We start from the raw sequence: 21,587 nt of genomic DNA, 5'->3' as shown, positions 1-21,587 counted from the left end.
ATTTATAATTATAGCATTTTCATGAACTGATAACGAAAAAAAGCCAGCCTTTACGACTGACTTTCAGCGGGATTATACATGCCGAAATATTCTTCTAATGTAAGTTTACTGTGATAGACATCCTGTGCCAGCGCCCTGCCTAAATAGCGTATATGCCAGGGTTCATACTGATAACCGGTCACATGCGTCTTACCTTCAGGGTATCTGATGATGAACCCATATTCCTGAGCATGTGTCTGGAGCCATTTGCCTTCCGGCGTATCGCCGAATGAAATAGTGAAATCTTTCACTGATTCCACGCTGCCGAGATCATAGGCCAGCCCTGTCTGATGCTCAGAATGACCAGGTTCAGCGCTATATTTATCGGCTGCAGCCTTGCCGTCACGCGCTACATAATTACTGTAGAGCACGTTCTGCTCATCATAACTTCTATAGCCACTTCTGATTGCAAAATGAAGTCCTTGTTCTTCTCCTGCTGCTATCAGCTGATTCAGCGCTTTTCTTGCAGCGGCATTTTCTCCAGGGGCGTAGTCTTCAGGCAGGGCAATCTCTTTATTGACAATCAGCGTATCCCCGTAATAAGTGATGCCATCAACAACTGATTTCTCCTTGCTTTCAGTCCAGAGCTCGAGAGGGCTGATTTTCTTGATGTTGTCAGTAATCGAAGCGCTATATTCTACCTGTTCTGAGCAGCCTGATAAGGCGATGAGAGCCAGAGCTGCTATTATTATTTTCTTCACGTTACCCCCTCATTTCGACTCTATTATAAGACAAAAATGGTACTGAATCAATTCAGTACCATTTTCTGTCTATTTCTCTTCCAGACGCTCCATCACCATCGTGTACGCATCATTTCCCCATTGCAATGAACGTTTAACCCGAGAGATTGTCGCTGTCGAAGCGCCTGATTCCTTTTCAATTGTTGCATATGTATGACCCTGTTTGATCATTTTAGCAACCTGCATTCGTTGTGACATTGAATGAAGTTCATTCACTGTACATAAATCATCGAAAAACTGGTAGCATTCTTCACGATTTTCGAGTGCGAGAATCACATCGAACAAATCATCAAGACGCTTACCTCTTAATTTTTCAATCTGCATCGCCTTCAACCCCTTGACTAATATAATCTAAGTTTAGCGCATTAATGGAATGAAGTACAGCATTATTCACTATCTGGTAACTGCTCTTTTCCTTTAGGCGTCAGATAAGCCTGGCTGACATCCATCATTGTATATGTATTTTCAATTTTACGAAGTAATATATCTTCCGCGAGCTTATTCTTCTTGATATAAGTCAGCGTATCACCCATCTCATCCCGATTAAGCTCCAGTTCATTGATGCTCTGAGCTTCATTATTATCAATTGATGTTAAAATGACTTCCACATTATCCTGGTTCATCTTAGTCACCTCATTCTCTTTTTTTGAACATGTATAAGTATTTTACATCAAAATAATTGATAAAAATAGACCTTCGTCATTAAAAAACCTCTGCGTTGTAGCGCAGAGATTTTTAAGGTCATATTATTCTAGACCGGCACGTTCAAAGAGTGTGTCCACCTGATTTAAGTGGTGATTCTCATTGAAGCACTCGTCAAGTTCTTCCGGTGACAGTAATGAAGTGATTTTCTCTTCTTTTTCGACCAGTTCACGGAACGGTGTTTCTGTCTGCCATGATTCCATTGCTTTAGGCTGCACTAAGTCATACGCCTCCTCGCGCACCATCCCTTTATCGATCAATGTCAGCATCACGCGCTGTGAGTAGATCAGACCGAATGTTTTAGCCATGTTGCGCTTCATATTCTCTTCGTAGACAGTTAAGTTCTCGATGATATTGGAGAAGCGGTTCAATGCGTAGTCAAGAGCAATCGTCACATCAGGCAGCATGATGCGCTCTGCTGAAGAGTGCGAGATGTCACGTTCATGCCATAACGGTACGTTCTCGTATGCAGTGGTCACATAACCACGGATGACGCGTGCGATACCTGTGATATTCTCTGAACCGATCGGATTACGTTTATGCGGCATTGCTGATGAGCCTTTCTGGCCTTTAGCGAATGCTTCTTCCACTTCGCGCGTTTCAGTCTTCTGCAGGTTACGGACTTCAACTGCGAATTTCTCAAGTGAGGTTGCGATTAATGCGAGTGTTGCGACATAATAAGCATGACGGTCACGCTGCAGCGTCTGTGTGGAGATCTCAGCGAATCCGATGCCGAGTTCCTTGCAGACATACGCCTCAATCTCAGGCGGGATGTTGGCGAATGTTCCGACAGCACCACTCATCTTACCGACTTCAATCTCTTGACGTACTTCTTTGAAACGCTTTAAGTTACGCTGCATTTCCATATACCAGAGTGCCATCTTCAGACCGAAAGTTGTCGGTTCTGCATGTACGCCGTGTGTACGTCCCATCATCAGCGTGTTTTTGTATTTCAATGCCTTTTCTTTTAATACTTCGATAAAATGTTCCAGGTCTTTTTCGATGATTTCATTCGCCTGTTTAATGACAAAGCTGAGGGCCGTATCGACTACGTCTGTACTCGTTAAACCATAATGTACCCATTTACGTTCCTCTCCGAGTGTTTCACTGACCTGTCTTGTAAATGCAACGACATCGTGACGTGTTTCCATCTCGATTTCTTTCGCACGTTCTACGTCTACTTTAGCGTTCTGACGGATAAGTTTCACATCTTCTTCAGGAATCACACCCAGCTTGCTCCATGCTTCACATGCTAAGATCTCCACTTCGAGCCATGCTTCAAAGCGATTCTGCTCACTCCAGATATCTGTCATTTCTTTTCTTGAGTAACGTTCTATCATCCGTATTCTCCTAACTGATTAGATTTCAGTTCCATTATAACAAATGTTTCTATTTACGTACATTAAATATTAAAAATAATTGAACGTACGGAAAAGGAGCAAAAAAATAGCCTAACTGATCATCAGATAGGCCTGTTATTCGATTTTCCTGCCGACAAATATAATCTGCTGGCGTAGTACTTCTATGCCGGTCTCTGTTTCATGGAAAATGGGTTTCTCCATTCTTCTGACCGGCGTGAAGCCTTCTTTTTTCATACGTTCCAGACATTCAGCAATCGTTTCATTTTCTGCAACTTCAAATTTCATCTGTATCATACGCTTTCAGTTTTTTGCTGCGGACACCTTTGACCCAGAACCCGCCGTGGATGTTCTTCGGTTCATATGCAATGATGAAGGCCTTCGGATCCAGCTGCTTGATGGTATCTGTCAGCTTCACTTCATATTTCCGTGGTGTCAGAATCTGCATGACCATGCGCTGGCCATCGCGCCCATGTGCTGCATAATGGGTGACACCATATCCCAGATCCCGCAGTGTATGGGGGATGTCCAGTTCGTACTCCGCTGTTGTCACATTGACTACGATATAGCCAAGTGCAATCTTTTCCTCAAGCTTCATACCGACTATGATTCCGGCACCAAACCCGAAAGCATAGGCCAGCACATTCCAGATGTTATCCAGACTGTTCATGACAAGCCCAAGACCGACGACATAAACCAGCACTTCAACAACAGATACACCAGCTGCCAGGTAACGATAGCCTTTCAGCGTCAGGATCATTCTCATCGTCAGACAGGAAACGTAAATAATATTGATAAAAAATATAACAGCAACCATCAGCCAGGGATTCTCCAACAATTGTGCACCTCCTAATTCAATGGAATTCTATCAGAGATTAAGAAGTTGCACAAGACTAGCGAATCAGTGTATCAAGATTATAGCGACTGATCGGCATCATGCGTTTATGCTGTGTTTTCAGGAAATGTCCTTCAATCACGTCTTTATCGTGCTGAGGAATGTCTCGTCCTTCAAGATAATCATCAATGGCATCATAAGATACCCCAAGTGCGACTTCATCAGGTAACTGCGGCTTGTCTTCTTCCAGGTCAGCAGTCGGTTTCTTGTTGTACAAGTGTTCCGGACATCCTAGATATTTCAGAATCTCACGACCTTGACGTTTGTTGAGGCCAGCAAGCGGCAGAATATCAGCACCGCCATCACCATATTTCGTATAGAAACCGGTAATGCTCTCCGCTGCATGATCTGTACCCAGTACAATTCCGCTGGTCGCAGCTGCCACTGAATACTGAACTTTCATGCGTTCACGTGCTTTTTCATTTCCTTTCTGGAAATCAGTCAGCTCAATACCCGCTTCTTTCAGTGACTCGAGACTGGCATCCACACTTGGCTTGATGTTCACCGTCAGTTCTTTTGAGGCACTGATGAAATCAAGCGCGTCCTGGCAATCCTGCTCATCTTTCTGGATACCATAAGGCAGACGGATGGCAATAAACTGATAATCTGAACCTTCAGCGTTCAGTTCATCCACTGCCATCTGTGCAAGTTTACCTGCTAAAGTTGAGTCCTGTCCGCCTGAAATACCTAAGACCATAGATTTCAGGAAAGGATAGCTCTTAAGATAATCCTTCATAAAATCGAGGATAGCACGCGTTTCCTCTTCAACATTAATTGATGGCTTAACATCAAGTTCTTTAATAATCTGCTGTTGTAATGTCATTAGTCCCACTCCTTTATTCTGTCTGCCACTTCATGAATTTTATTGTTTTTATTCTCCCAGCAGGCCGTACTCAAATCCACTGGATACTCTTCGGGGTTCATATAGCGTTTTGTCTCTTCCCATATGAGACCAAGATTCTCCTGATGGAATGAACGGCTATCATCCAGTGATGGCTGTTCATAGACATATTCACCCTGTTCAAAGATAGGCTGCAGCAGTTTCTTCGCCGTGAAATCCTTGACCCACTTCTGCTTGTAAGTGTAGATCGGATGGAACATCTTCAGCACTTCTGCAGCCTGAGGATTTTCATGTGCAAGCGTGATATAGTCTCCTTCAGATTTCCCTGTTTTATTATTAATAATCCTATAAAGTTCTTTTTTACCCGGTGTGGTCACTTTTTCAGCATTATTTGAGATTTTGATGCGGTCCTGCAGCACACCCTCATCATCTTCAATCGCCACCAGCTTATAAACTGCACCAAGTGCCGGCTGGTCATATGCTGTAATCAGTTTCGTACCAATACCCCAGGCCGTCACTTTACAGTCCTGCTGTTTTAAGTTGATGATAGTCGCTTCGTCAAGGTCATTCGATGCGAAGATAATGGCATCCGGAAATCCTGCTGCGTCAAGCATTTTGCGCGCTTCTTTCGACAGATAGCTTAAGTCGCCTGAATCGAGACGGATACCGATGAAGTTGATTTTATCGCCCAGTTCCTTCGCTACCCGGATCGCATTCGGCACACCGCTTTTCAGTGTATGGAATGTATCGACCAGGAAGACACAGTTCTTATGACGTTCAGCATATTTTTTGAATGCTGTATATTCATCGTCGTAAGCCTGGACCATCGCATGGGCATGTGTCCCTGAAATCGGTATGCCGAAGAGTTTACCGGCACGAACATTACTCGTTGAATCAAAGCCTGCGATATAAGCGGCACGGGCGCCCCAGATCGCTGCGTCCATCTCCTGGGCACGACGCGTCCCGAACTCCATGAAGATCTCGTCCGGCGCGATGTTCTTGATGCGGCTTGCTTTCGTTGCGATCAATGTCTGGAAGTTCACGATGTTCAGAATGGCTGTCTCAAGCAGCTGGGCCTGGATAAGGGGTGCTTCCACTCTGAGTAACGGCTCATTATTGAAGCAGATTTCACCTTCCTGCATGGCAACGATACTGCCCGTGAACTTCAGATCTTTTAAATAAGCGAGGTAATCTTCCTGATATCCCTGCTCACGCAGATAATCAATATCGCTGTCCGTGAATCTGAAGCGCTTCACGTAGTCAATGATTCTCTCAAGGCCGGCAAATACTGCATAACCGCCGTCAAACGGCATACTTCTGAAGTAGACATCAAAGACAGCGATATTTTCATGGATTCCGTCAAACCAGTAAGTTTCCCCCATATTGATCTGATATAAGTCTGTATGAAGCATCAAGCTATCGTCATTTTTCTGAAACATCTAATCTCCTCATTTTCCATGTGATATTGTTCATTTATTTAATATTAACATACCCTGAACCGACTCAATAATGCTACAATTCAAATAACTAGTAAATGAGGTCAGGTCATGAAAAATAAACAATTCGTCCTAATTCTATCGGCCGTGGTTTCCATTTCTGGATTTTCACAGGGCATGCTGCTGCCACTCATCTCTTTTATATTCGAACGTGATCACGTGCCAAGCATCGTTAACGGCATGCATGCCACTTCCCTCTATATCGGCGTCTTTCTGACTTCCCTCTTCCTGGAAGGACTGCTCAGGAAATGGGGCTTTAAACCACTGATCATCACAGGGGGTCTGCTTGTCAGTCTATCTTTCCTGCTCTTTCCTATAATGAAGACAATGACTTTCTGGTTTATGCTGCGGCTCCTGGTCGGAGTCGGTGATAATATGCTGCACTTCGCGACACAGTCCTGGCTCACTCATGTTACACCGCGCGCTCAGCTCGGTCGGGCGCTCGCGTATTACGGGCTCAGTTTCTCACTCGGCTTCATGCTTGGCCCACTCATCGTGCCGCTCGTCAATATACATGAGTCACTGCCGTTTCTGATCAGTGCCATGATGACGCTGATTGCATTCGCACTCGTCTTCACACTGAAGAACAGTTACCCGGCAGCAGACGAAAAGCCAGTCTCCTTGAAGTCCACATTCATCAATTTCAGCCGAGTGTTCAAAACTTCATGGGTCGCCTTCTTATTTCCGATGGTCTTCGGCGTGATGGAAAGCGCTCTGAACAGTAACTTTCCGATATTCGCTCTGAAGCATGGACTGGCACTGATTGACATTACCTGGATACTGCCGATGTTCAGCCTAGGGACCATCCTGTTCCAGGTGCCGATCGGCAGTCTGTCTGACCACGTCAGCAGAAGCCGTCTCATGCTCGTCCTGACTTTGATAGGGGCCGCTGTATTTATACTCGGTGATGTCTTCATCATCCATCGCTATATAATGATGGGTATTTTCTTCGTTGCAGGTGTCTTCGTCGGTTCACTGTATTCCCTCGGCGTGACTTATATGACGGAGCTGACGCCGAGACATCTTCTTCCAGCCGGCAATCTGATGTGCGGAATTGTCTTCAGTATCGGCAGCATAATGGGTCCTGTTATCGGTGGGGCTGTGATTTCAGCCACTGATCATCAATCGTTTTTTATTGCTATCAGCTCACTGATACTGCTGACAAGTTTCGCTACTTTTATCTTTATCATGACTAACCGCCAATCAACTGAGGAGTGATTAAATGTACCGACAGGCTGAATCTTTCATCAAACAGATGCATGCCGAACTGAACATCGAACATACCGTCACCGACAGACGACTCTCTGAGATCAAGGCAGAAATTGAAGAAACAGAAACCTATAGTCATACTACAGACGAACTGCAGTACGGCGTACGTGTCGCTTGGCGCAACAGCAACCGCTGCATCGGCCGTCTGTTCTGGGATAAGCTATTCTTAATCGATCAGCGTCATATCGATGATGCCACTGACTTTGAAGCAGCGGTCACGGAACATATCCAGTACGCGACCAACAACGGCAAGATACGTCCGAGCATCACGGTATTCCCTCAACAGACACGAAACGGCGCACCCTTTGTCATACTGAATGATCAGCTGATTCGTTATACAAGCGATACACTCGCGGAACCTGTCCGAAAACTGGTGCCGGGTATCAAGGACCGCTTCCTGCCGATCGTCTACCGTCATCACAATGAGATCCGCTCGTTCCGGCTGCCGGAAGAGATCATCAAGGAAGTTCCACTCCGCCATCCTCATTATGCTGACTTCAGCAACCTGAATCTTTCCTGGTATGCCGTGCCGATTATTTCAGGCATGGAGCTCAGAATCGGTGGCATCATCTATCCCTGCGCACCGTTCAACGGCTGGTATATGGAGTCAGAGATTGCGTCCCGCAACCTGCTCGACTGCTACCGTTATAATCTGCTCGAGGAGATTGCTGACAGCTTCCACTTCGACCGTTCCAGGACATCATCTTACTGGCGTGACAAGACACTGGTTGAACTGAACTATGCCGTCTATCATTCCTATAAGGCAGCAGGTGTTGCGATTGTTGACCATTACACCGCTAGTAAACAGTTCGAGAAGTTTGAGAAACAGGAAGCAGAGTGCGGCCGCAAAGTCACAGGCGACTGGACCTGGCTCATTCCGCCGATATCACCTTCCCTCGTCCATAATTTCCATAAAGGCTACGACAACACTTACAGAGATCCGAATTTTTACTCCCGTAAAAAAAGGTGTCCCTTCTCTGGACAATAAAAGCTCGTTCAGCTTGAACGAGCTTTTTTACATATCACTATATAAGCCTTGCACATGGGACTGATGAATTGTGTGGAGATTCTGGTTGCTTCGGCAATAGACATCTGCCGCTTCCTTCAAATTAATGGCGCATGTTTCTTTGTCATTGAATACATTATCAAAGATATAGATCTTTTCATTCCTGACGCCGGCGTAGCCTTTGATCAGAATGACATCTTCTTTTCTGATGGACCTGAAGTCATTATTTCTGATGATGACTTCTTTACCGCCCTGCACCCCTTTGTCGACCCCGTCTATCGTCGTTGAATACTTGCCTTTATTGACTGCGAGATAGCGGATACCGCCTTCGCAGTCGATGAACTGATTGCCTGAAACACTGACCATCTTTGCCTTCAGCAGCGTCACCGCATAGTCACTCATACCTACAAATATATTATTCTCGATAAAGATGTTCTCATAGTAAATATCGTACCGACTCGCATGGGACCCGATGGCGCGGTTCCAGGATCTCATGTGAGGGGCACCTGAGTCACCGAAATAACAGCCTTCAATGATGACATTCTTTGTCGGCGTACCATCGTAGTAGCCGAACTTCGGAAAGGAATCCTTCAGCTGCAGGTCAATCTGAATGGCTTCACTGAACTGCCGGCGACCTGAGTCATCTCTGAAACCTAGAAATCGGCAGTCTTTCACGTGAAATCCATCCAGGCCACACGCATCAATGGCATGACCACCTACTACATTCTTGAAGGTCACATCTTCTAACTTGATTTCACGGGCATGACCGAGCGACATGATTGTATTGTTGAAGTTGAGTATATGACCGAACTGATCGAATGTCCCACCCTTGACTGTAATATGCCCTTGACCCTCGTAACCGTGATAGCCGGGTTTCTTCCCATTTTTCAACAGCGCGCCATTGCTCATCCTTCTGATCACTGCATCTTTATGGAGAATAAGGGTAGTATGAGAATAGATAACAAGTTCTTTTGCGATATAATAGGTTCCTTCTGATACATATATTTCAGTCGGTCCTTTTTTCGCCTGGTTCAAAGCCCGCTGGAAGCTGATTGTATCGAGCAATGGGTTGCAGCCCCGTGCACCGTATTGTTTAACCGTGATTTTTCTCATTTCATTCATCCTTATTGTTATTTATAATTTTAGCTATTATACCCTATCAGGAGGTTCACTATGGATAAAGCACTGTTGATTATTGATTATTCCTATGACTTTGTGGCTGACGACGGCAGACTGACATGCGGCAAGCCGGGTCAAGCTATTCAGCAGGCCATCGCCTGTAAGTTTGAGGTCTATCTAGCTGAAGATAACCCTGTTTTCATTATGATGGATCTGCACGATTTAAATGATATGGCTCATCCTGAATCCAAGCTATTTCCGCCGCATAATATCCGCGGCACTGAAGGACGGGAACTGTACGGTGCTGTCAAAGAGGTTTATGATCAGCACAAGGATAATCCGCTTGTCTTCTGGATTGACAAAAGACGCTACAGCTCATTCGCCGGTACACCGCTGCATCAGTATTTATCAGAACGTCAGATTAAGATCATTGAACTGACAGGTGTCTGTACCGATATCTGCGTCCTGCACACAGCCGTTGATGGCTATAACCTTGGCTACACGATACTTGTCGATAGAGATGCTGTGCAGTCATTCAGTCAGGAAGGGCATGAGTTTGCACTTTCTCACTTTGAACATTCACTCGGCATGACGATTACCAGTCAATCATGATAAAATAATAGATATTCATATCAAAGGAGTAGAACTCATGACAATTTTAACATTCGGACACCAGAATCCTGATACAGATACTATTACTTCAGCGCTTGTAATGGCTGATCTTCAGAATGCTGCAGGTAAAGAAGTGGAGGCCGTCAGACTAGGCGAAGTCAGTGCAGAGACTCAGTACGCACTTGACCAGTTCAAAGTGCAGGCACCTCGCTTAATTGACAAAGTTGAGAAACAGACTGTTATTCTTGTTGACCATAACGAATTCCAGCAGTCAGCACCCGGCATTGAAGATGCGACTGTCCTGATGGTAGTCGACCATCACCGCATCTCCAACTTCGAGACAGCAGCGCCGCTCTACTACCGTGCAGAACCTGTCGGCTGTACAGCGACCATCTTGAATAAAATGTATAAAGAGAACAACATTGAAATCAAACCTGAGATCGCAGGTCTGATGTTATCAGCGATCATCTCTGACACATTATTATTCAAATCACCGACATGCACTGAAGAAGATGTGAAAGCAGCTGAAGAACTTGAAAGAATCGCCGGCATCAGCAAAGAAGAATACGGCCTTGACATGCTGAAAGCGGGCGCTTCCACAGCTGACAAAACAGCAGAAGAATTACTGAATATTGATGCCAAATCATTCTCAATGGGCGAGAAAGAAGTCCGTGTCGCTCAGGTGAATACTGTTGACATTGACGAAGTATTCGCACGTCAGGAAGAACTTGAGAATGCAATCAATGCTGAAACTGCACAAAATGGTTATGATTTATTCGTTCTCGTTGTGACAGATATCATCAACTCTGATTCCAGGATTCTCGCTCTAGGTCAGGAACAGGAAGCTGTGAATAAAGCATTCAATGTAGCTTTAGATAAAAACACGGCGCTTCTTAAAGGTGTTGTATCCCGCAAGAAACAAGTGGTGCCTCAATTAACTGACGTCTTATCGTAAGGAGGTTTTTCTGATGGAAATCAAGCAGGCAGGTAATAGATTCTATATAGATGATAAAGCTGAAATCACATTTTACCCTGAAGGCGAAAAGACGATTGTGATCAATCACACATTTGTTGACCCTTCTCTTCGCGGTCAAGGTATCGCGAAACAATTAGTGGATAAAGTCATCGACTATGCACGTGAGAACAACCTGGTCATCGTGCCATTATGTTCCTATGCTAAAGTAGTGATGGACCGTGATGCATCAACTCACGATGTACTGAAGTAACAGTAAAGCCGGTATTCAAATCTGAATACCGGCTTTTTTATACTATTTTAAGACCTGCAATCGAGATGATGATACAGGTGACAAATACAATTTTAAGGAGACTGACTTTCTCGTGATAGAAGACCATGCCGACGATGACACTGCCCATCGCACCGATTCCGGTCCAGACCCCGTATGCCGTGCCGAGCGGAATCGTTTTGATAGCGACCGAGAGCAGAAATAAACTCATCATGCTGAGTATAAACCAGATGATCGTCCACTTCTTATTTTTAAAGCTATCTGCTTTCTTAAGGGCTGTGACCATCAGAATTTCCATCACACCGGCCAGAATTAATATAATCCAGTTCACACTTCATCCCCTCCTTCAATCAGCTTCAGGCCGAGAATTGAACCGATCAGCAGAATCAGAAAAAGTATTCTCGGGAGAGACATATCCTCCTGCAGGAAGAACACCCCGTACAGTACTGTTCCGACTGCACCGATACCGGTATAGATGGCATATGCCGTGCCGATCTCAAGTTTCGATAAGCTGTAGCCGAAACAGTAAAATGAAAATACCATAATGACAAGAGTGATCAAGGTCCACTTCAAATCTGTAAATCCATGCGCATATTTAAGGCCGACTGCCCAGCCGACTTCCAGGAAGCCGCCGATAACGAGCAGTGTCCACGCTTTACTGTTATTCAAGATAACCCTCCTGATGAATCTGCTGCTTGATCTCCTCAAGCATCATTAATGTGTCCATGCTCATCTGTTCATTTTCAGCTGATCCTATGCCTTTTTTACAGCAGTCGATGAACGTGCTGATTTCGTATGACATCGGCGGTTCATGATGTTCAAAACGCTCAATGACGTCACCCTGCCTGTTCAGTTTCTGGGTGACTGCAGGCGCTGATATTTTGTCGACCGTGATGATCCCTTCCTCACCGATGATCTCAGACGGCAGATGGCTGTCAATGATTTTCGAGAAGCTGAGCACCGCTGTCATCCCCTTATAGCGCGCCATGACTGTCCCCTGTCCGTCTGCGCCTGTCGACAACAGATAGCCCTCAGCATAAGTTCGCTCCGGCAGTCCGAAGAGTCTGACGAGCGGCGCAATTGTATAGACACCGATATCTGTCAGTGAGCCATTACCCAGTTCCGGTTTGAAGGCATTCTCGACGATGCCGTCTTTCAGCTTGTCATAGCGTGATGAATACTGATTGTAATGGAAGTTCACACGCCTGATCGTGCCGATATCATGAATCCATTTCTCAAGCTCCTTGAAAGCTGCTGCTTCTGTCGACTTCATCGCTTCCATCAGGACGACCTCATTATGCCGGGCACAGTCGAACAGCTTTCTGCCTTCTTCAGCTGTTAAGGTCAGCGGTTTCTCGCATAACACATGCTTGCCGGCAGTCAGTGCATCCATCGTCTGCTTTGCATGCAGGAGATTCGGCGTCGCGATATAGAGTGCATCGAATGTATCACTCGCCAGAAAATTCTGCCAGTCTGTAAAGCGATAGGCAATATCGTGTTTATCTCCGAATGCATCCGCACGCTCCTGTGTACGTGAGTAGACGGCAGTCACTTCGAATTCTTCTATTGTCTGTCCTGCCGCGATGAATCGATCTGTAATCCAGTTCGTACCGACTATTCCAAACTTCATATAGAGCACCTCTTTTAAGTTCAATTGATTTTAACGAGCCACGATATATTGTACACTAAATACAAATCACATATAGAGGTGAACGACTTGTTTAGATCTGACTTAGCAGAAATCAATCAGTTTTTTGATACAGATAGAACGAAAGATCCGAAGTTCAGAAAGAAACAGCTGAAGGCCTTACGCAAAGAAATCAAAACACGTGAAAAAGATATATTAGCCGCACTGGCACATGACCTAGGCAAAGGGAAATTAGAGGGTTATGCCTCAGAGATCGGTATCGTCCTGAAATCAATCTCGATGTTCATCAAAGAGATGAAGAACTACAGTAAAGTCGAGACAATCAATACTCCGCTGATGCAGTTCCCGGGAAAAAGCTACATTATGCGCGAGCCGCTTGGGACTGTGCTGATTATCGGGCCCTTCAACTATCCGTTCCAGCTCGTGATGGAGCCGCTCGTCGGTGCACTCGCTGCCGGTAACTGTGCAGTCGTGAAACCCTCTGAACAGACCCCTGCGACCAGTCAGGTGATCGAGGAGATTATCTCCACTGTCTTTGCACCGGATTATGTCAGAGTCTATCAGGGTGAAAAAGAAGTGACAGCAGAACTCCTCGAACAGAAATTTGACTTCATCTTCTTCACCGGCAGCACAAAAGTCGGACAGATTGTCTACGAAGCAGCCAGCAAGAACTTAGTGCCCGTTGCGCTTGAACTGGGCGGTAAAAGTCCGACCATCATCGACAAGACTGCGAACATCAAAGTGGCAGCAGAACGGATTGCATTCGGGAAATTTATGAATACCGGTCAGACCTGTGTCGCACCGGATTACCTCTTAATCGACCGCGAAGTGAAAGATCAGTTCATCAAGGCGATGCGTTCAACAATCAAGGATTTCTACGGGAAGAATCCACAGAACTCGGAAGACTACGGCCGCATTGTGAACGAACGACACTTTGACCGCTTGAACGAATTACTGAAAAGTGCTGAGAATGATATCGTCATCGGCGGTGAAACAGATAGAGCAGCACGCTATATCGCACCGACCCTCATCGATAACGTCGGACTGGATGACGAACTGATGAAAGAAGAGATTTTCGGTCCCTTACTGCCGATTGTTGCATTTGATGACCGTGATGACGTTTTCCGCATCGTCAAATCGTATGACAAACCGCTTGCACTTTATCTCTTCAGTGAAGACGAAGACTTCGTGAAAACCGTCTTCAAGCGTCTGTCATTCGGCGGGGGATGTATCAATGATACGCTGATGCACGTCTCAAACCCTTACCTGCCGTTCGGTGGCGTCGGTGCTTCCGGTATCGGACACTATCACGGCAAATATTCATTCGACCTCTTCAGCCACCAGAAAGCTTATATGACAAAAGGCACGAAGCTGGAGACAGGACTGATGTTCCCGCCTTATAAAGGAAAGTTCAAATATATCAGACAAATCTATAAATAAGTACGTGTTAAGAAGGCTGCTGAACAATCAGTAGTCTTTTTTGTTGAACTTTTCAGAATAGCATATATTGAAGCAGAAAAATAAAAATTGCCAAGTAAGCCACTTTCCACAAATTCAATGAATTTTTCACTGAATATAACGAAACGATAGTTTTTTATCATTTTCAGTCGTTCAAACGAGACATTTTCATCTTTTTCTGCTTTTTGATTTTTAGATAGAAGGTCGCTATATTAGGAACGAGGTGAAACCATGTTCCTTAAAATACATGAACCTAATACTTATCAGAAGTTTCTTCTTGCTGCGGAGCATCGTACCATTCTGCATGACTATGATCAGCATAAATTATTTACCTATTCAAAAGGTGTTGAAGGAGAAACCTATTTTCACGAGCAGCTTAAGAACACTGAATGCGTAAAAATCTGGGACCTTCGCCTTGACTATCTATCTGGGTGTCAGTTCGATTTTTTGATTTTTGACAAAAGTACCATTTTCCATATCGATATCAAAAACTATACGGGTTCTTATCAGTTGGTGAACCAGCAGTTCGTTTCAGCAAATGGCCATGTACATGCTGATGTAATCTCACAATTAAATAAAGCACATTATAAATTAGAAATGTTTTTGAAAAAGCAGTATATTCCTTACAAACTGGTTAGCAGAATATTGTTTGTCAATTGTGATTATGATCTGGCAGTCACAACTGTCCCCCAAAACGTACTACTACCTCACCAAGTTGAGAATGTCGTTCGACATATTCAATCCATCGAACCATTACGAGAACATCAAGCAACTGCTGAAAAAATAATATCTTACCATAATGATGACCTTATTCAGGAACGTATTCATTACTATCCCTTCAGAGAGTATAAAGGTGGAATAAGATGCGAAAAGTGCAGGAGATTGACTATGACGCCTGATTATAATAAAAGGTATATTTTTTGCAGTAATTGCCGTCATCGTATAGATAATAAGACCGCTTTACTGCAGCTGATAAAAGAAATGTCGTTACTTAAGAATGATTCACTGCAAGCAGCAGAAGTGAGTAATTGGAGTGGTATGCCTCATCAGACTGTTAAAAGAATGATGTCTAATGCTTGTCATTCAAAAGGAGCAAATAAAAATCGACAGTATATTCTAAAGTAACTTATATAGTTATGATCAATATTCCTCTGTTATCGTCCATAACTTCCCAACTCACCGGCTTCATCCTATAGTTATGATCGATATTCCCCTGTTACCGTCCATAACTCCCCGCTCACCGGCTTCCTCCCATAGTTATGACCGATATTCCCCTGTTACCGTCCATAACTCCACCACTCACCTGTCCCATCAAAAAAACCGCCCTTTAGCACAAGGGCGGTTCCATAATCACTATTTAATATAAGTCAGTTCTTCGTGATTCAAACACAGGAATGGACTGGCGAATTCTTCTAGAGACCTCAATATCAATTTCAGTTATCAGTGTCTCTTCATCAGTGCCAGCTTCAGCCATTACTTCTCCTGAAGGACTGATCACCATTGACCGACCACCGAACACCGTTCCTTCGCATTCACCTGCTGCATTACATGCGGCGATATAACACTGGTTCTCTATGGCCCGCGCTTTCAGTAACGCTGCAAAATGATCCATGCGTTCGACCGGCCACTCAGCGACAACGTAGATGATCTCTGCACCTTCCAATGCAAGCTGACGAGATAATTCCGGAAATCTGAGGTCATAACAGATGATGACACCCATCTTCTCCGAGTCAATTTCAAATATCCCGAACTGATCACCTGCCGTTAAATACTTCGGCTCATCCAGCATCGGCACAAGATGAATCTTATCATATTGATAGATGACCTCGCCTTTTCTGTTCACAATCACACTTTCATTATAATGCCGACCGTGTTTTTTCACTGCGATTGAACCACCGATAATATTGATATGATGGTCACGTGCGAGCCGCTGCAAAAACTCCACCTCACGTCTGCCGTTCTCATCTGCCAGTTCTTCCAGACGGTCGAGGGTATAAGAGGTATTCCACATCTCCGGCATTACGGCGATATCCGTATTCTCAAGACTTTCAATCCACGACTCTACTTTCCCCATCGCCTTCCCAGGGTGCCCAGGAACGACTTCCATCTGATAAAGTGCTAATCTCATGTCAGGAACTGCACACAGACACCTTCTGCTGCTTTCTTGTCATTGTCAAGCATCACCAGTCGACCTGTCTCAACATTTCTTTCAAATAATGACAGATTACCGCTCACTTCATGCACACAGACCAAAAACTGGTCATCATTGGAAATATTGAAGTCACGCGGCCAGTCTCCACCGCAATCTACAATCTCAACTAACGATAACGCTGCGCCGTCTGCTTCAACCTTGAATACAGCGATACTCTGATGACCTCGGTTTGACGCATAGACAAACTGATTATCATGGCTCATACGAATGGCTGCGCCTTGCGTATTCTCCGTAAAGTCAGCTGGAATAGCCAGATACTGTTCAAGCAGTTCAAACTCACCATTCTGATACTTCAGCACAAATACTTCATTGCTTAATTCAGTCATCACATACGCATACTGTCCGTTCTGATTGAATACTAAGTGTCTCGGGCCGGTTCCTGCCGGTACTTTCAGTGCACATTTTCGTTTCAACCCTGCTTCATCATACGTGAACGTGATGATTTCATCAGCACCTAAATCAACTGCCACCGCATATTTCGCGTCGGGTGTCTGCTGGATAAAGTGTGTATGCGCCTTATCCTGGCGGTCTTCATTTGGTCCCAGACCTTCCTGCACTACAACGTTAATTAAATATTTGATGGCACCACTTGCTGTATCCAGTTCGTAAAGTCTAGCTTCTCCAGCACCGTAGACCGCTTCAAATAAATACTGTCCATCTGCACTCACAGAGATATGACAGCCTGATTCCGCTGATTCCAGACAGTCGTTGATCAATTCAAGTTTACCTTCCGCACCGATTCTATAAGCCGCGACTCCTGCTTTATCATTCTCTTTTTTGATACCATAAAGGAAGTCACCATGTTGTACGACGTAAGTGGATGCAGGGACTTCAAATCCTGTTTCTACTGTACTGATTTCTTTCACATTTTCATCCAATTCAAAACGGTAAATGCCCTTGCCCTCTTTTTTCGTATATGAACCAATATAGCCGATCATGTTATTGCCTCCTTTTTCTTTTATTTTATCAGACTATTCCCTTATCAAAAAAACATATGCAAAATCAGAAATTTTTCCTTGCCATCAGTTTAGTAATACATTACAATTTGTTTGGTAAAAATAAATTAGTAGTCGTATAAAACCTCAAGTTAAGTCATACTATATTTTACAATTTTGTATTCAGGAGGTGTCAGCATGATTAAGCCTTATGATCTCAAAACCTTCATCCCTGTCGATAATGACCTGCACCAGCAGACACCCCTGTTCGACGCATTGAAATTATATGAAGAACAGGATGTCATCAGTTTTGATGTACCCGGTCATAAGCGCGGGCTCGATCCGGAAACCGCTCTTCACTATTACGGTTCTTCCACTTTGCGTCATGACGTAAATTCGATGCCACAGCTTGACAACTATGATAATCCGAAAGGCGTTATCAAGGACGCCCAGAATCTGATGGCGGACTTCTATCTGGCTGACGAGGCGCATTTTCTCGTCAATGGTACGACAGAAGGCATCCAGGCGATGATTTTCTCGGTCTGTCAGCCAGGCGATAAACTGATTCTACCCCGTAACGTCCATAAATCAGTGCTGAATGCGATGGCACTGGCGGATGTCACACCGATTTACGTCCTGCCGGAATTCGACACGGAATTCGGTATCGCCCATAACTTAAGCGTGAAATCTGTCACTGACACGATTGAACAGCATCCTGATGCTCGCGCGCTTTTCATTATGAACCCTACTTATTTCGGCGCAGTCAGCGACTTAAAGACAATCGTTGACTTAGCCCATGCACACGATATGCCGGTCTTAGTTGACGAGGCGCATGGGGCTCACTTCAGATGTTCGCCGGAACTGCCGATATCCAGTATGGAGGCGGGCGCAGATCTTGCTGCTACCAGTCTTCATAAGACAGGCGGTTCATTCACTCAGTCGAGTGTTCTGCTTGTCAAGGGGAACCGGGTTGACCCTCATAAAGTCAAAAGTGTCATCAATATGCTGACATCAACATCAGCTTCGTATCTGCTGATGTCATCACTTGATATCGCACGCAGACACCTCGCACTGAACGGTCAGGAACGGTTCAGAAAGCTGATGCCGCATGTCCGTCACTTCAAAGAAGCAGTGACTAGGATTCCAGGTTTTCATATGGTGGATGGCGACGAGTTCAGATCAGTGTATAGTCAGAATCTTGACGAAACGAAGCTGACGATATATGTGGACTCAACTATTAACCTATCAGGCTTTGAAATTTACAAATTACTACGTAGCGATTATCATATTCAGATGGAACTGGCAGAACCGAATGTCGTGATGGGTATTGTATCAGCAGCCGACAATCTGTACGTATTAGAACGACTGCAGGAGGCGCTGGCTGATATCAGCCGTAAACATCATGATGCCAGTCGGGAAGTACATGCACCGGTGCTGAAGCAGCTTGCAATTCCGGAACAAGGAATGGGCCTGCGCGAAGTGCTTTACGCTGAGAAACATGCAGTCGCAATCGAGGACGCGCTCGGTGAAATCTGTGCAGAATCATTGATGATCTATCCACCGGGTATCCCTATACTGATGGCAGGAGAGCGAATCTCTCAGGCAGTCATTGATTACTGGCAGTTCATCAACAATCAGCCGATTATCAAGATCGGTACAGAAAATTCAAATCAAGTTTATATTATCAATAGAAAAGAGGAAAAATCATTATGAAATTAACGACTTTAGGCAGACACGTTTTAATCGAATATTACAACTGTGACAAAGATATCTTAAAAAATAATGCTAAAATTGAGGAAATCATGAACGATGCTGCACGTGTAGCAGGCGCGACTATCGTTGAAAGCTGCTTCCATACATTCAATCCGTACGGCGTATCAGGTGCAGTCATCATCTCTGAATCTCACTTAACCATCCACACATGGCCTGAATACGGCTACGCATCAGTTGATGTCTTCACATGTGGTGATACAGTAGACCCATGGAGAGCTGAAGATTACCTTGAGAAAGCATTGAAAGCTGAGCTCTCTGACTCATACGAAATCGGCCGCGGTATGGCTGATAAAATTCATAAATACTCTAAAGGCGAAATTGTTGTAGAATCATTCAAACCTGTTGAAGTAGACGTTAAATAAGGAGGATTATCATGTTAGATCTTTGGTACACAGAAAATCATACAGATAACGTACGTTTCTCAATCAAAACCAATAAACATATCCACTCTGAGCAGTCTGACTTCCAGCAGATCGACTTCTTTGAATCTGAAGAATTCGGTACATTCTTTACACTGGACGGCTTAATGATGGTCAACGAAAAGGACGAATTCGTTTATCATGATATGATCACACACGTCGCAATGGCAACAAACCCGAATATAAAGAAAGTTCTCGTTATCGGTGGCGGTGACGGCGGTACAGTGCGCGAACTGACACGTTACGAGTCCATTGAGCAGATTGATATGGTGGAGATTGATGAACGTGTCGTCCGTCTGTCACAGGAATACTTACCGATCACAGCAGGCAAGCTTGAAGACCCACGTGTGACGTTGCTATTCGAAGACGGTCTCGCTTACGTGAAAAATAAAGAAGAGGGCTACTATGATCTTATCCTCGTAGATTCAACAGATCCGATCGGTCCTGGTGAAGGTCTGTTCTCTCACGACTTCTACAACAACTGTTTCCGCGTCCTGACAGATGACGGTATCCTTATCAACCAGCATGAGTCACCATATTATCCAAGCTACGCACACGAAATGAAACGTGCACACTCAAAAATCAAAGGCTTATTCCCGATCACACGTGTGTATCAGTTCCATATGCCGACTTATCCATCAGGTCACTGGCTGTTCGGCTTCGCATCCAAGAAATATGATCCATTGAAAGATGCAGATTTAGATGCATGGAACAAGCTTGGACTTAAAACCAAATACTACAATACTGATATTCACACAGGTGCATTCGCCCTGCCGACATTCGTCAAGGAGATGCTTGAAGATGCAGCCGAATAAGCATGTCTATATGGCCTGCGAGGCATCGTTTGAAGAAGCATCAACCGTTATTTACGGCGCACCGTTTGACGGCACTGTGTCCAATCGTCCGGGCACACGTTTCGCAGCGGATGCCATCCGTTCTGAGTCATACGGTCTTGAGACTTACAGCCCTTATCTTGATAAAGACTTAGAAGATGTCAGCATCATGGATTCAGGCGACGTTGACATTACAATCGGCAACAAAGTGAAAGTGCTGGATGAACTGGAAGCAACAGCACGCGAGATTCTGACTGCCGGCAAGCTGCCGTTTATGATCGGCGGCGAGCATTTAGTGACGCTCGGTCCTTTCCGTGCTGTCCACGAGAAATATCCGGATGTCGTCCTCGTGCAGCTCGATGCACATACGGACTTACGCGATGACTATATGGGTGAGCCACTCAGTCACGCGACAGTCGTGCGCCGTATTCATGACATCACAGGCGACGGCCGTATCTATCAGTACGGCATCCGTTCAGGCACGAAAGAAGAATTCGACTGGAGCACTGAACATACGCACTTAGAGAAATTCTCTATCGATACACTGAAAGACCTGCCGGCCCTGTTAAAAGACACACCAGTCTATGTGACAATAGATCTCGACTGTCTTGACCCGTCCATCTTCCCGGGTACCGGCACACCGGAACCCGGTGGACTGACATACAAGGAACTGCAGCCGGCATTCAAAGTATTTGAACAGCTGAACGTCGTCGCAGCAGATATCGTGGAGCTCTCTCCACCGTACGATGCATCAGGTGTATCCAATGCAGTCGCGGCAAAAGTCGCACGCGAACTGATGCTTGCCATCACAAAATAGATAAAAGGTCCTCATACATATTGATGTATGAGGACCTTTTTTATTGCGGCACAGCGTTATGAGCGATATTTGCCGTTTATCGCTCATAACTCTTTCTATCGCGTCATATTCTCCGAGTGATAAATGTTAGAAAAATCCAACTATTTCATCTTCAATATAGGTATAATAGAG

General features: G+C 44.8%; 25 protein-coding genes. 11 read left to right on the top strand and 14 right to left on the bottom strand.

Annotated features, from left to right (window positions below):
• Positions 1–50: 50 nt before the first annotated feature.
• The 8 genes from ERX40_RS09225 to ERX40_RS09190 all read right to left on the bottom strand — a co-directional run bounded on the left by ERX40_RS09225 (position 51) and on the right by ERX40_RS09190 (position 6,014).
• Complete coding sequence (locus tag ERX40_RS09225) at positions 51–740, bottom strand: M15 family metallopeptidase (RefSeq protein ID WP_133418215.1); 690 nt, start codon at positions 738–740, stop codon at positions 51–53.
• 69 nt (positions 741–809) lie between these two features.
• The gene (locus ERX40_RS09220; RefSeq protein WP_133418214.1) at positions 810–1,103 is read right to left on the bottom strand and encodes a YerC/YecD family TrpR-related protein; all 294 of its coding nucleotides are present in this window, start codon (positions 1,101–1,103) and stop codon (positions 810–812) included.
• Positions 1,104–1,165: 62 nt separating this feature from the next.
• A complete protein-coding gene (locus ERX40_RS09215) occupies positions 1,166–1,402 on the bottom strand; it encodes a hypothetical protein (RefSeq protein WP_133418213.1) in 237 nt (78 codons plus the stop codon).
• 123 nt (positions 1,403–1,525) lie between these two features.
• Positions 1,526–2,821, bottom strand: a complete 1,296-nt coding sequence (gene purB / locus ERX40_RS09210; RefSeq protein WP_133418212.1) for an adenylosuccinate lyase — start codon at positions 2,819–2,821, stop codon at positions 1,526–1,528.
• Between the two features lie 135 nt (positions 2,822–2,956).
• Positions 2,957–3,127: an NETI motif-containing protein gene (locus ERX40_RS09205; protein WP_133418211.1), complete on the bottom strand. Its 171-nt coding sequence runs from the start codon at positions 3,125–3,127 to the stop codon at positions 2,957–2,959.
• Positions 3,117–3,656: a DUF2179 domain-containing protein gene (locus ERX40_RS09200; protein ID WP_133418271.1), complete on the bottom strand. Its 540-nt coding sequence runs from the start codon at positions 3,654–3,656 to the stop codon at positions 3,117–3,119. The genes ERX40_RS09205 and ERX40_RS09200 overlap by 11 nt, the downstream gene beginning before the upstream one ends.
• A gap of 76 nt (positions 3,657–3,732) precedes the next feature.
• On the bottom strand, positions 3,733–4,557 hold the full coding sequence (gene nadE, locus ERX40_RS09195; RefSeq protein ID WP_133418210.1) for an ammonia-dependent NAD(+) synthetase: 825 nt from the start codon (positions 4,555–4,557) through the stop codon (positions 3,733–3,735).
• Positions 4,557–6,014, bottom strand: a complete 1,458-nt coding sequence (locus ERX40_RS09190; RefSeq protein ID WP_133418209.1) for a nicotinate phosphoribosyltransferase — start codon at positions 6,012–6,014, stop codon at positions 4,557–4,559. Before ERX40_RS09190 ends, nadE begins: the two co-directional genes overlap by 1 nt.
• A 108-nt stretch (positions 6,015–6,122) precedes the next feature.
• On the opposite strand from ERX40_RS09190, the gene ERX40_RS09185 reads away from it, so the two are divergent.
• Both ERX40_RS09185 and ERX40_RS09180 read left to right on the top strand, forming a co-directional pair.
• Complete coding sequence (locus tag ERX40_RS09185) at positions 6,123–7,289, top strand: MFS transporter (RefSeq protein ID WP_133418208.1); 1,167 nt, start codon at positions 6,123–6,125, stop codon at positions 7,287–7,289.
• A 4-nt stretch (positions 7,290–7,293) separates the two neighbouring features.
• Positions 7,294–8,328 (top strand): nitric oxide synthase oxygenase, encoded by a 1,035-nt coding sequence (locus ERX40_RS09180; RefSeq protein ID WP_133418207.1) that lies wholly within the window; start codon positions 7,294–7,296, stop codon positions 8,326–8,328.
• A 27-nt stretch (positions 8,329–8,355) separates the two neighbouring features.
• On the opposite strand, the gene ERX40_RS09175 is transcribed toward ERX40_RS09180, so the two are convergent.
• On the bottom strand, positions 8,356–9,459 hold the full coding sequence (locus ERX40_RS09175) for a glycosyl hydrolase family 28-related protein (RefSeq protein WP_133418206.1): 1,104 nt from the start codon (positions 9,457–9,459) through the stop codon (positions 8,356–8,358).
• Positions 9,460–9,519: 60 nt separating this feature from the next.
• Here ERX40_RS09175 and ERX40_RS09170 point away from each other — a divergent pair, with 60 nt between their 5' ends.
• Genes ERX40_RS09170 through ERX40_RS09160 form a run of 3 tightly spaced genes read left to right on the top strand, consistent with a single transcriptional unit; the run spans position 9,520 to position 11,303 of the window.
• The gene (locus ERX40_RS09170) at positions 9,520–10,077 is read left to right on the top strand and encodes a cysteine hydrolase family protein (RefSeq protein WP_133418205.1); all 558 of its coding nucleotides are present in this window, start codon (positions 9,520–9,522) and stop codon (positions 10,075–10,077) included.
• A gap of 37 nt (positions 10,078–10,114) precedes the next feature.
• Positions 10,115–11,032 carry a manganese-dependent inorganic pyrophosphatase gene (locus ERX40_RS09165; RefSeq protein ID WP_133418204.1) on the top strand — a complete coding sequence of 306 codons (918 nt, stop codon included), beginning with the start codon at positions 10,115–10,117 and terminating at the stop codon, positions 11,030–11,032.
• A 13-nt stretch (positions 11,033–11,045) separates the two neighbouring features.
• On the top strand, positions 11,046–11,303 hold the full coding sequence (locus tag ERX40_RS09160) for a GNAT family N-acetyltransferase (protein ID WP_133418203.1): 258 nt from the start codon (positions 11,046–11,048) through the stop codon (positions 11,301–11,303).
• Between the two features lie 37 nt (positions 11,304–11,340).
• Here ERX40_RS09160 and ERX40_RS09155 read toward each other — a convergent pair whose 3' ends face one another.
• Genes ERX40_RS09155 through ERX40_RS09145 form a run of 3 tightly spaced genes read right to left on the bottom strand, consistent with a single transcriptional unit; the run spans position 11,341 to position 12,951 of the window.
• Positions 11,341–11,652, bottom strand: a complete 312-nt coding sequence (locus tag ERX40_RS09155) for a DMT family transporter (RefSeq protein ID WP_133418202.1) — start codon at positions 11,650–11,652, stop codon at positions 11,341–11,343.
• Positions 11,649–11,990 (bottom strand): DMT family transporter, encoded by a 342-nt coding sequence (locus ERX40_RS09150; RefSeq protein WP_133418201.1) that lies wholly within the window; start codon positions 11,988–11,990, stop codon positions 11,649–11,651. The genes ERX40_RS09155 and ERX40_RS09150 overlap by 4 nt, the downstream gene beginning before the upstream one ends.
• Positions 11,983–12,951, bottom strand: coding sequence for a Gfo/Idh/MocA family protein (locus tag ERX40_RS09145; protein WP_133418200.1), 969 nt, complete (start codon positions 12,949–12,951; stop codon positions 11,983–11,985). Before ERX40_RS09145 ends, ERX40_RS09150 begins: the two co-directional genes overlap by 8 nt.
• 87 nt (positions 12,952–13,038) lie before the next feature.
• Between ERX40_RS09145 and ERX40_RS09140 the strand changes: the two genes are divergently transcribed.
• Positions 13,039–14,409: an aldehyde dehydrogenase gene (locus ERX40_RS09140; protein ID WP_133418199.1), complete on the top strand. Its 1,371-nt coding sequence runs from the start codon at positions 13,039–13,041 to the stop codon at positions 14,407–14,409.
• A gap of 249 nt (positions 14,410–14,658) precedes the next feature.
• On the top strand, positions 14,659–15,552 hold the full coding sequence (locus ERX40_RS09135; RefSeq protein ID WP_133418198.1) for a nuclease-related domain-containing protein: 894 nt from the start codon (positions 14,659–14,661) through the stop codon (positions 15,550–15,552).
• Positions 15,553–15,784: 232 nt separating this feature from the next.
• Here ERX40_RS09135 and ERX40_RS09130 read toward each other — a convergent pair whose 3' ends face one another.
• Both ERX40_RS09130 and pglS read right to left on the bottom strand, forming a co-directional pair.
• Positions 15,785–16,555, bottom strand: coding sequence for a carbon-nitrogen family hydrolase (locus ERX40_RS09130; RefSeq protein WP_133418197.1), 771 nt, complete (start codon positions 16,553–16,555; stop codon positions 15,785–15,787).
• Positions 16,552–17,577: a 6-phosphogluconolactonase gene (gene pglS / locus ERX40_RS09125; RefSeq protein ID WP_133418196.1), complete on the bottom strand. Its 1,026-nt coding sequence runs from the start codon at positions 17,575–17,577 to the stop codon at positions 16,552–16,554. The genes ERX40_RS09130 and pglS overlap by 4 nt, the downstream gene beginning before the upstream one ends.
• Positions 17,578–17,772: 195 nt before the next feature.
• On the opposite strand from pglS, the gene ERX40_RS09120 reads away from it, so the two are divergent.
• The 4 genes from ERX40_RS09120 to speB are packed head-to-tail and all read left to right on the top strand — an operon-like array spanning position 17,773 to position 21,416.
• A complete protein-coding gene (locus ERX40_RS09120; protein ID WP_133418195.1) occupies positions 17,773–19,287 on the top strand; it encodes an aminotransferase class I/II-fold pyridoxal phosphate-dependent enzyme in 1,515 nt (504 codons plus the stop codon).
• Complete coding sequence (gene speD / locus ERX40_RS09115) at positions 19,284–19,709, top strand: adenosylmethionine decarboxylase (RefSeq protein WP_133418194.1); 426 nt, start codon at positions 19,284–19,286, stop codon at positions 19,707–19,709. The genes ERX40_RS09120 and speD overlap by 4 nt, the downstream gene beginning before the upstream one ends.
• Positions 19,710–19,720: 11 nt before the next feature.
• Positions 19,721–20,581 (top strand): polyamine aminopropyltransferase, encoded by an 861-nt coding sequence (gene speE, locus ERX40_RS09110; RefSeq protein WP_133418193.1) that lies wholly within the window; start codon positions 19,721–19,723, stop codon positions 20,579–20,581.
• Positions 20,568–21,416, top strand: coding sequence for an agmatinase (gene speB, locus ERX40_RS09105; protein WP_133418192.1), 849 nt, complete (start codon positions 20,568–20,570; stop codon positions 21,414–21,416). The genes speE and speB overlap by 14 nt, the downstream gene beginning before the upstream one ends.
• Positions 21,417–21,587: the final 171 nt, after the last annotated feature.

Source organism: Macrococcus carouselicus (assembly GCF_004359515.1).
In the GTDB taxonomy this organism is placed as follows: Bacteria; Bacillota; Bacilli; order Staphylococcales; family Staphylococcaceae; genus Macrococcus; species Macrococcus carouselicus.
Note: the sequence above shows the minus strand (reverse complement) of the source record. Positions and strands in the feature narration are given on the sequence as shown.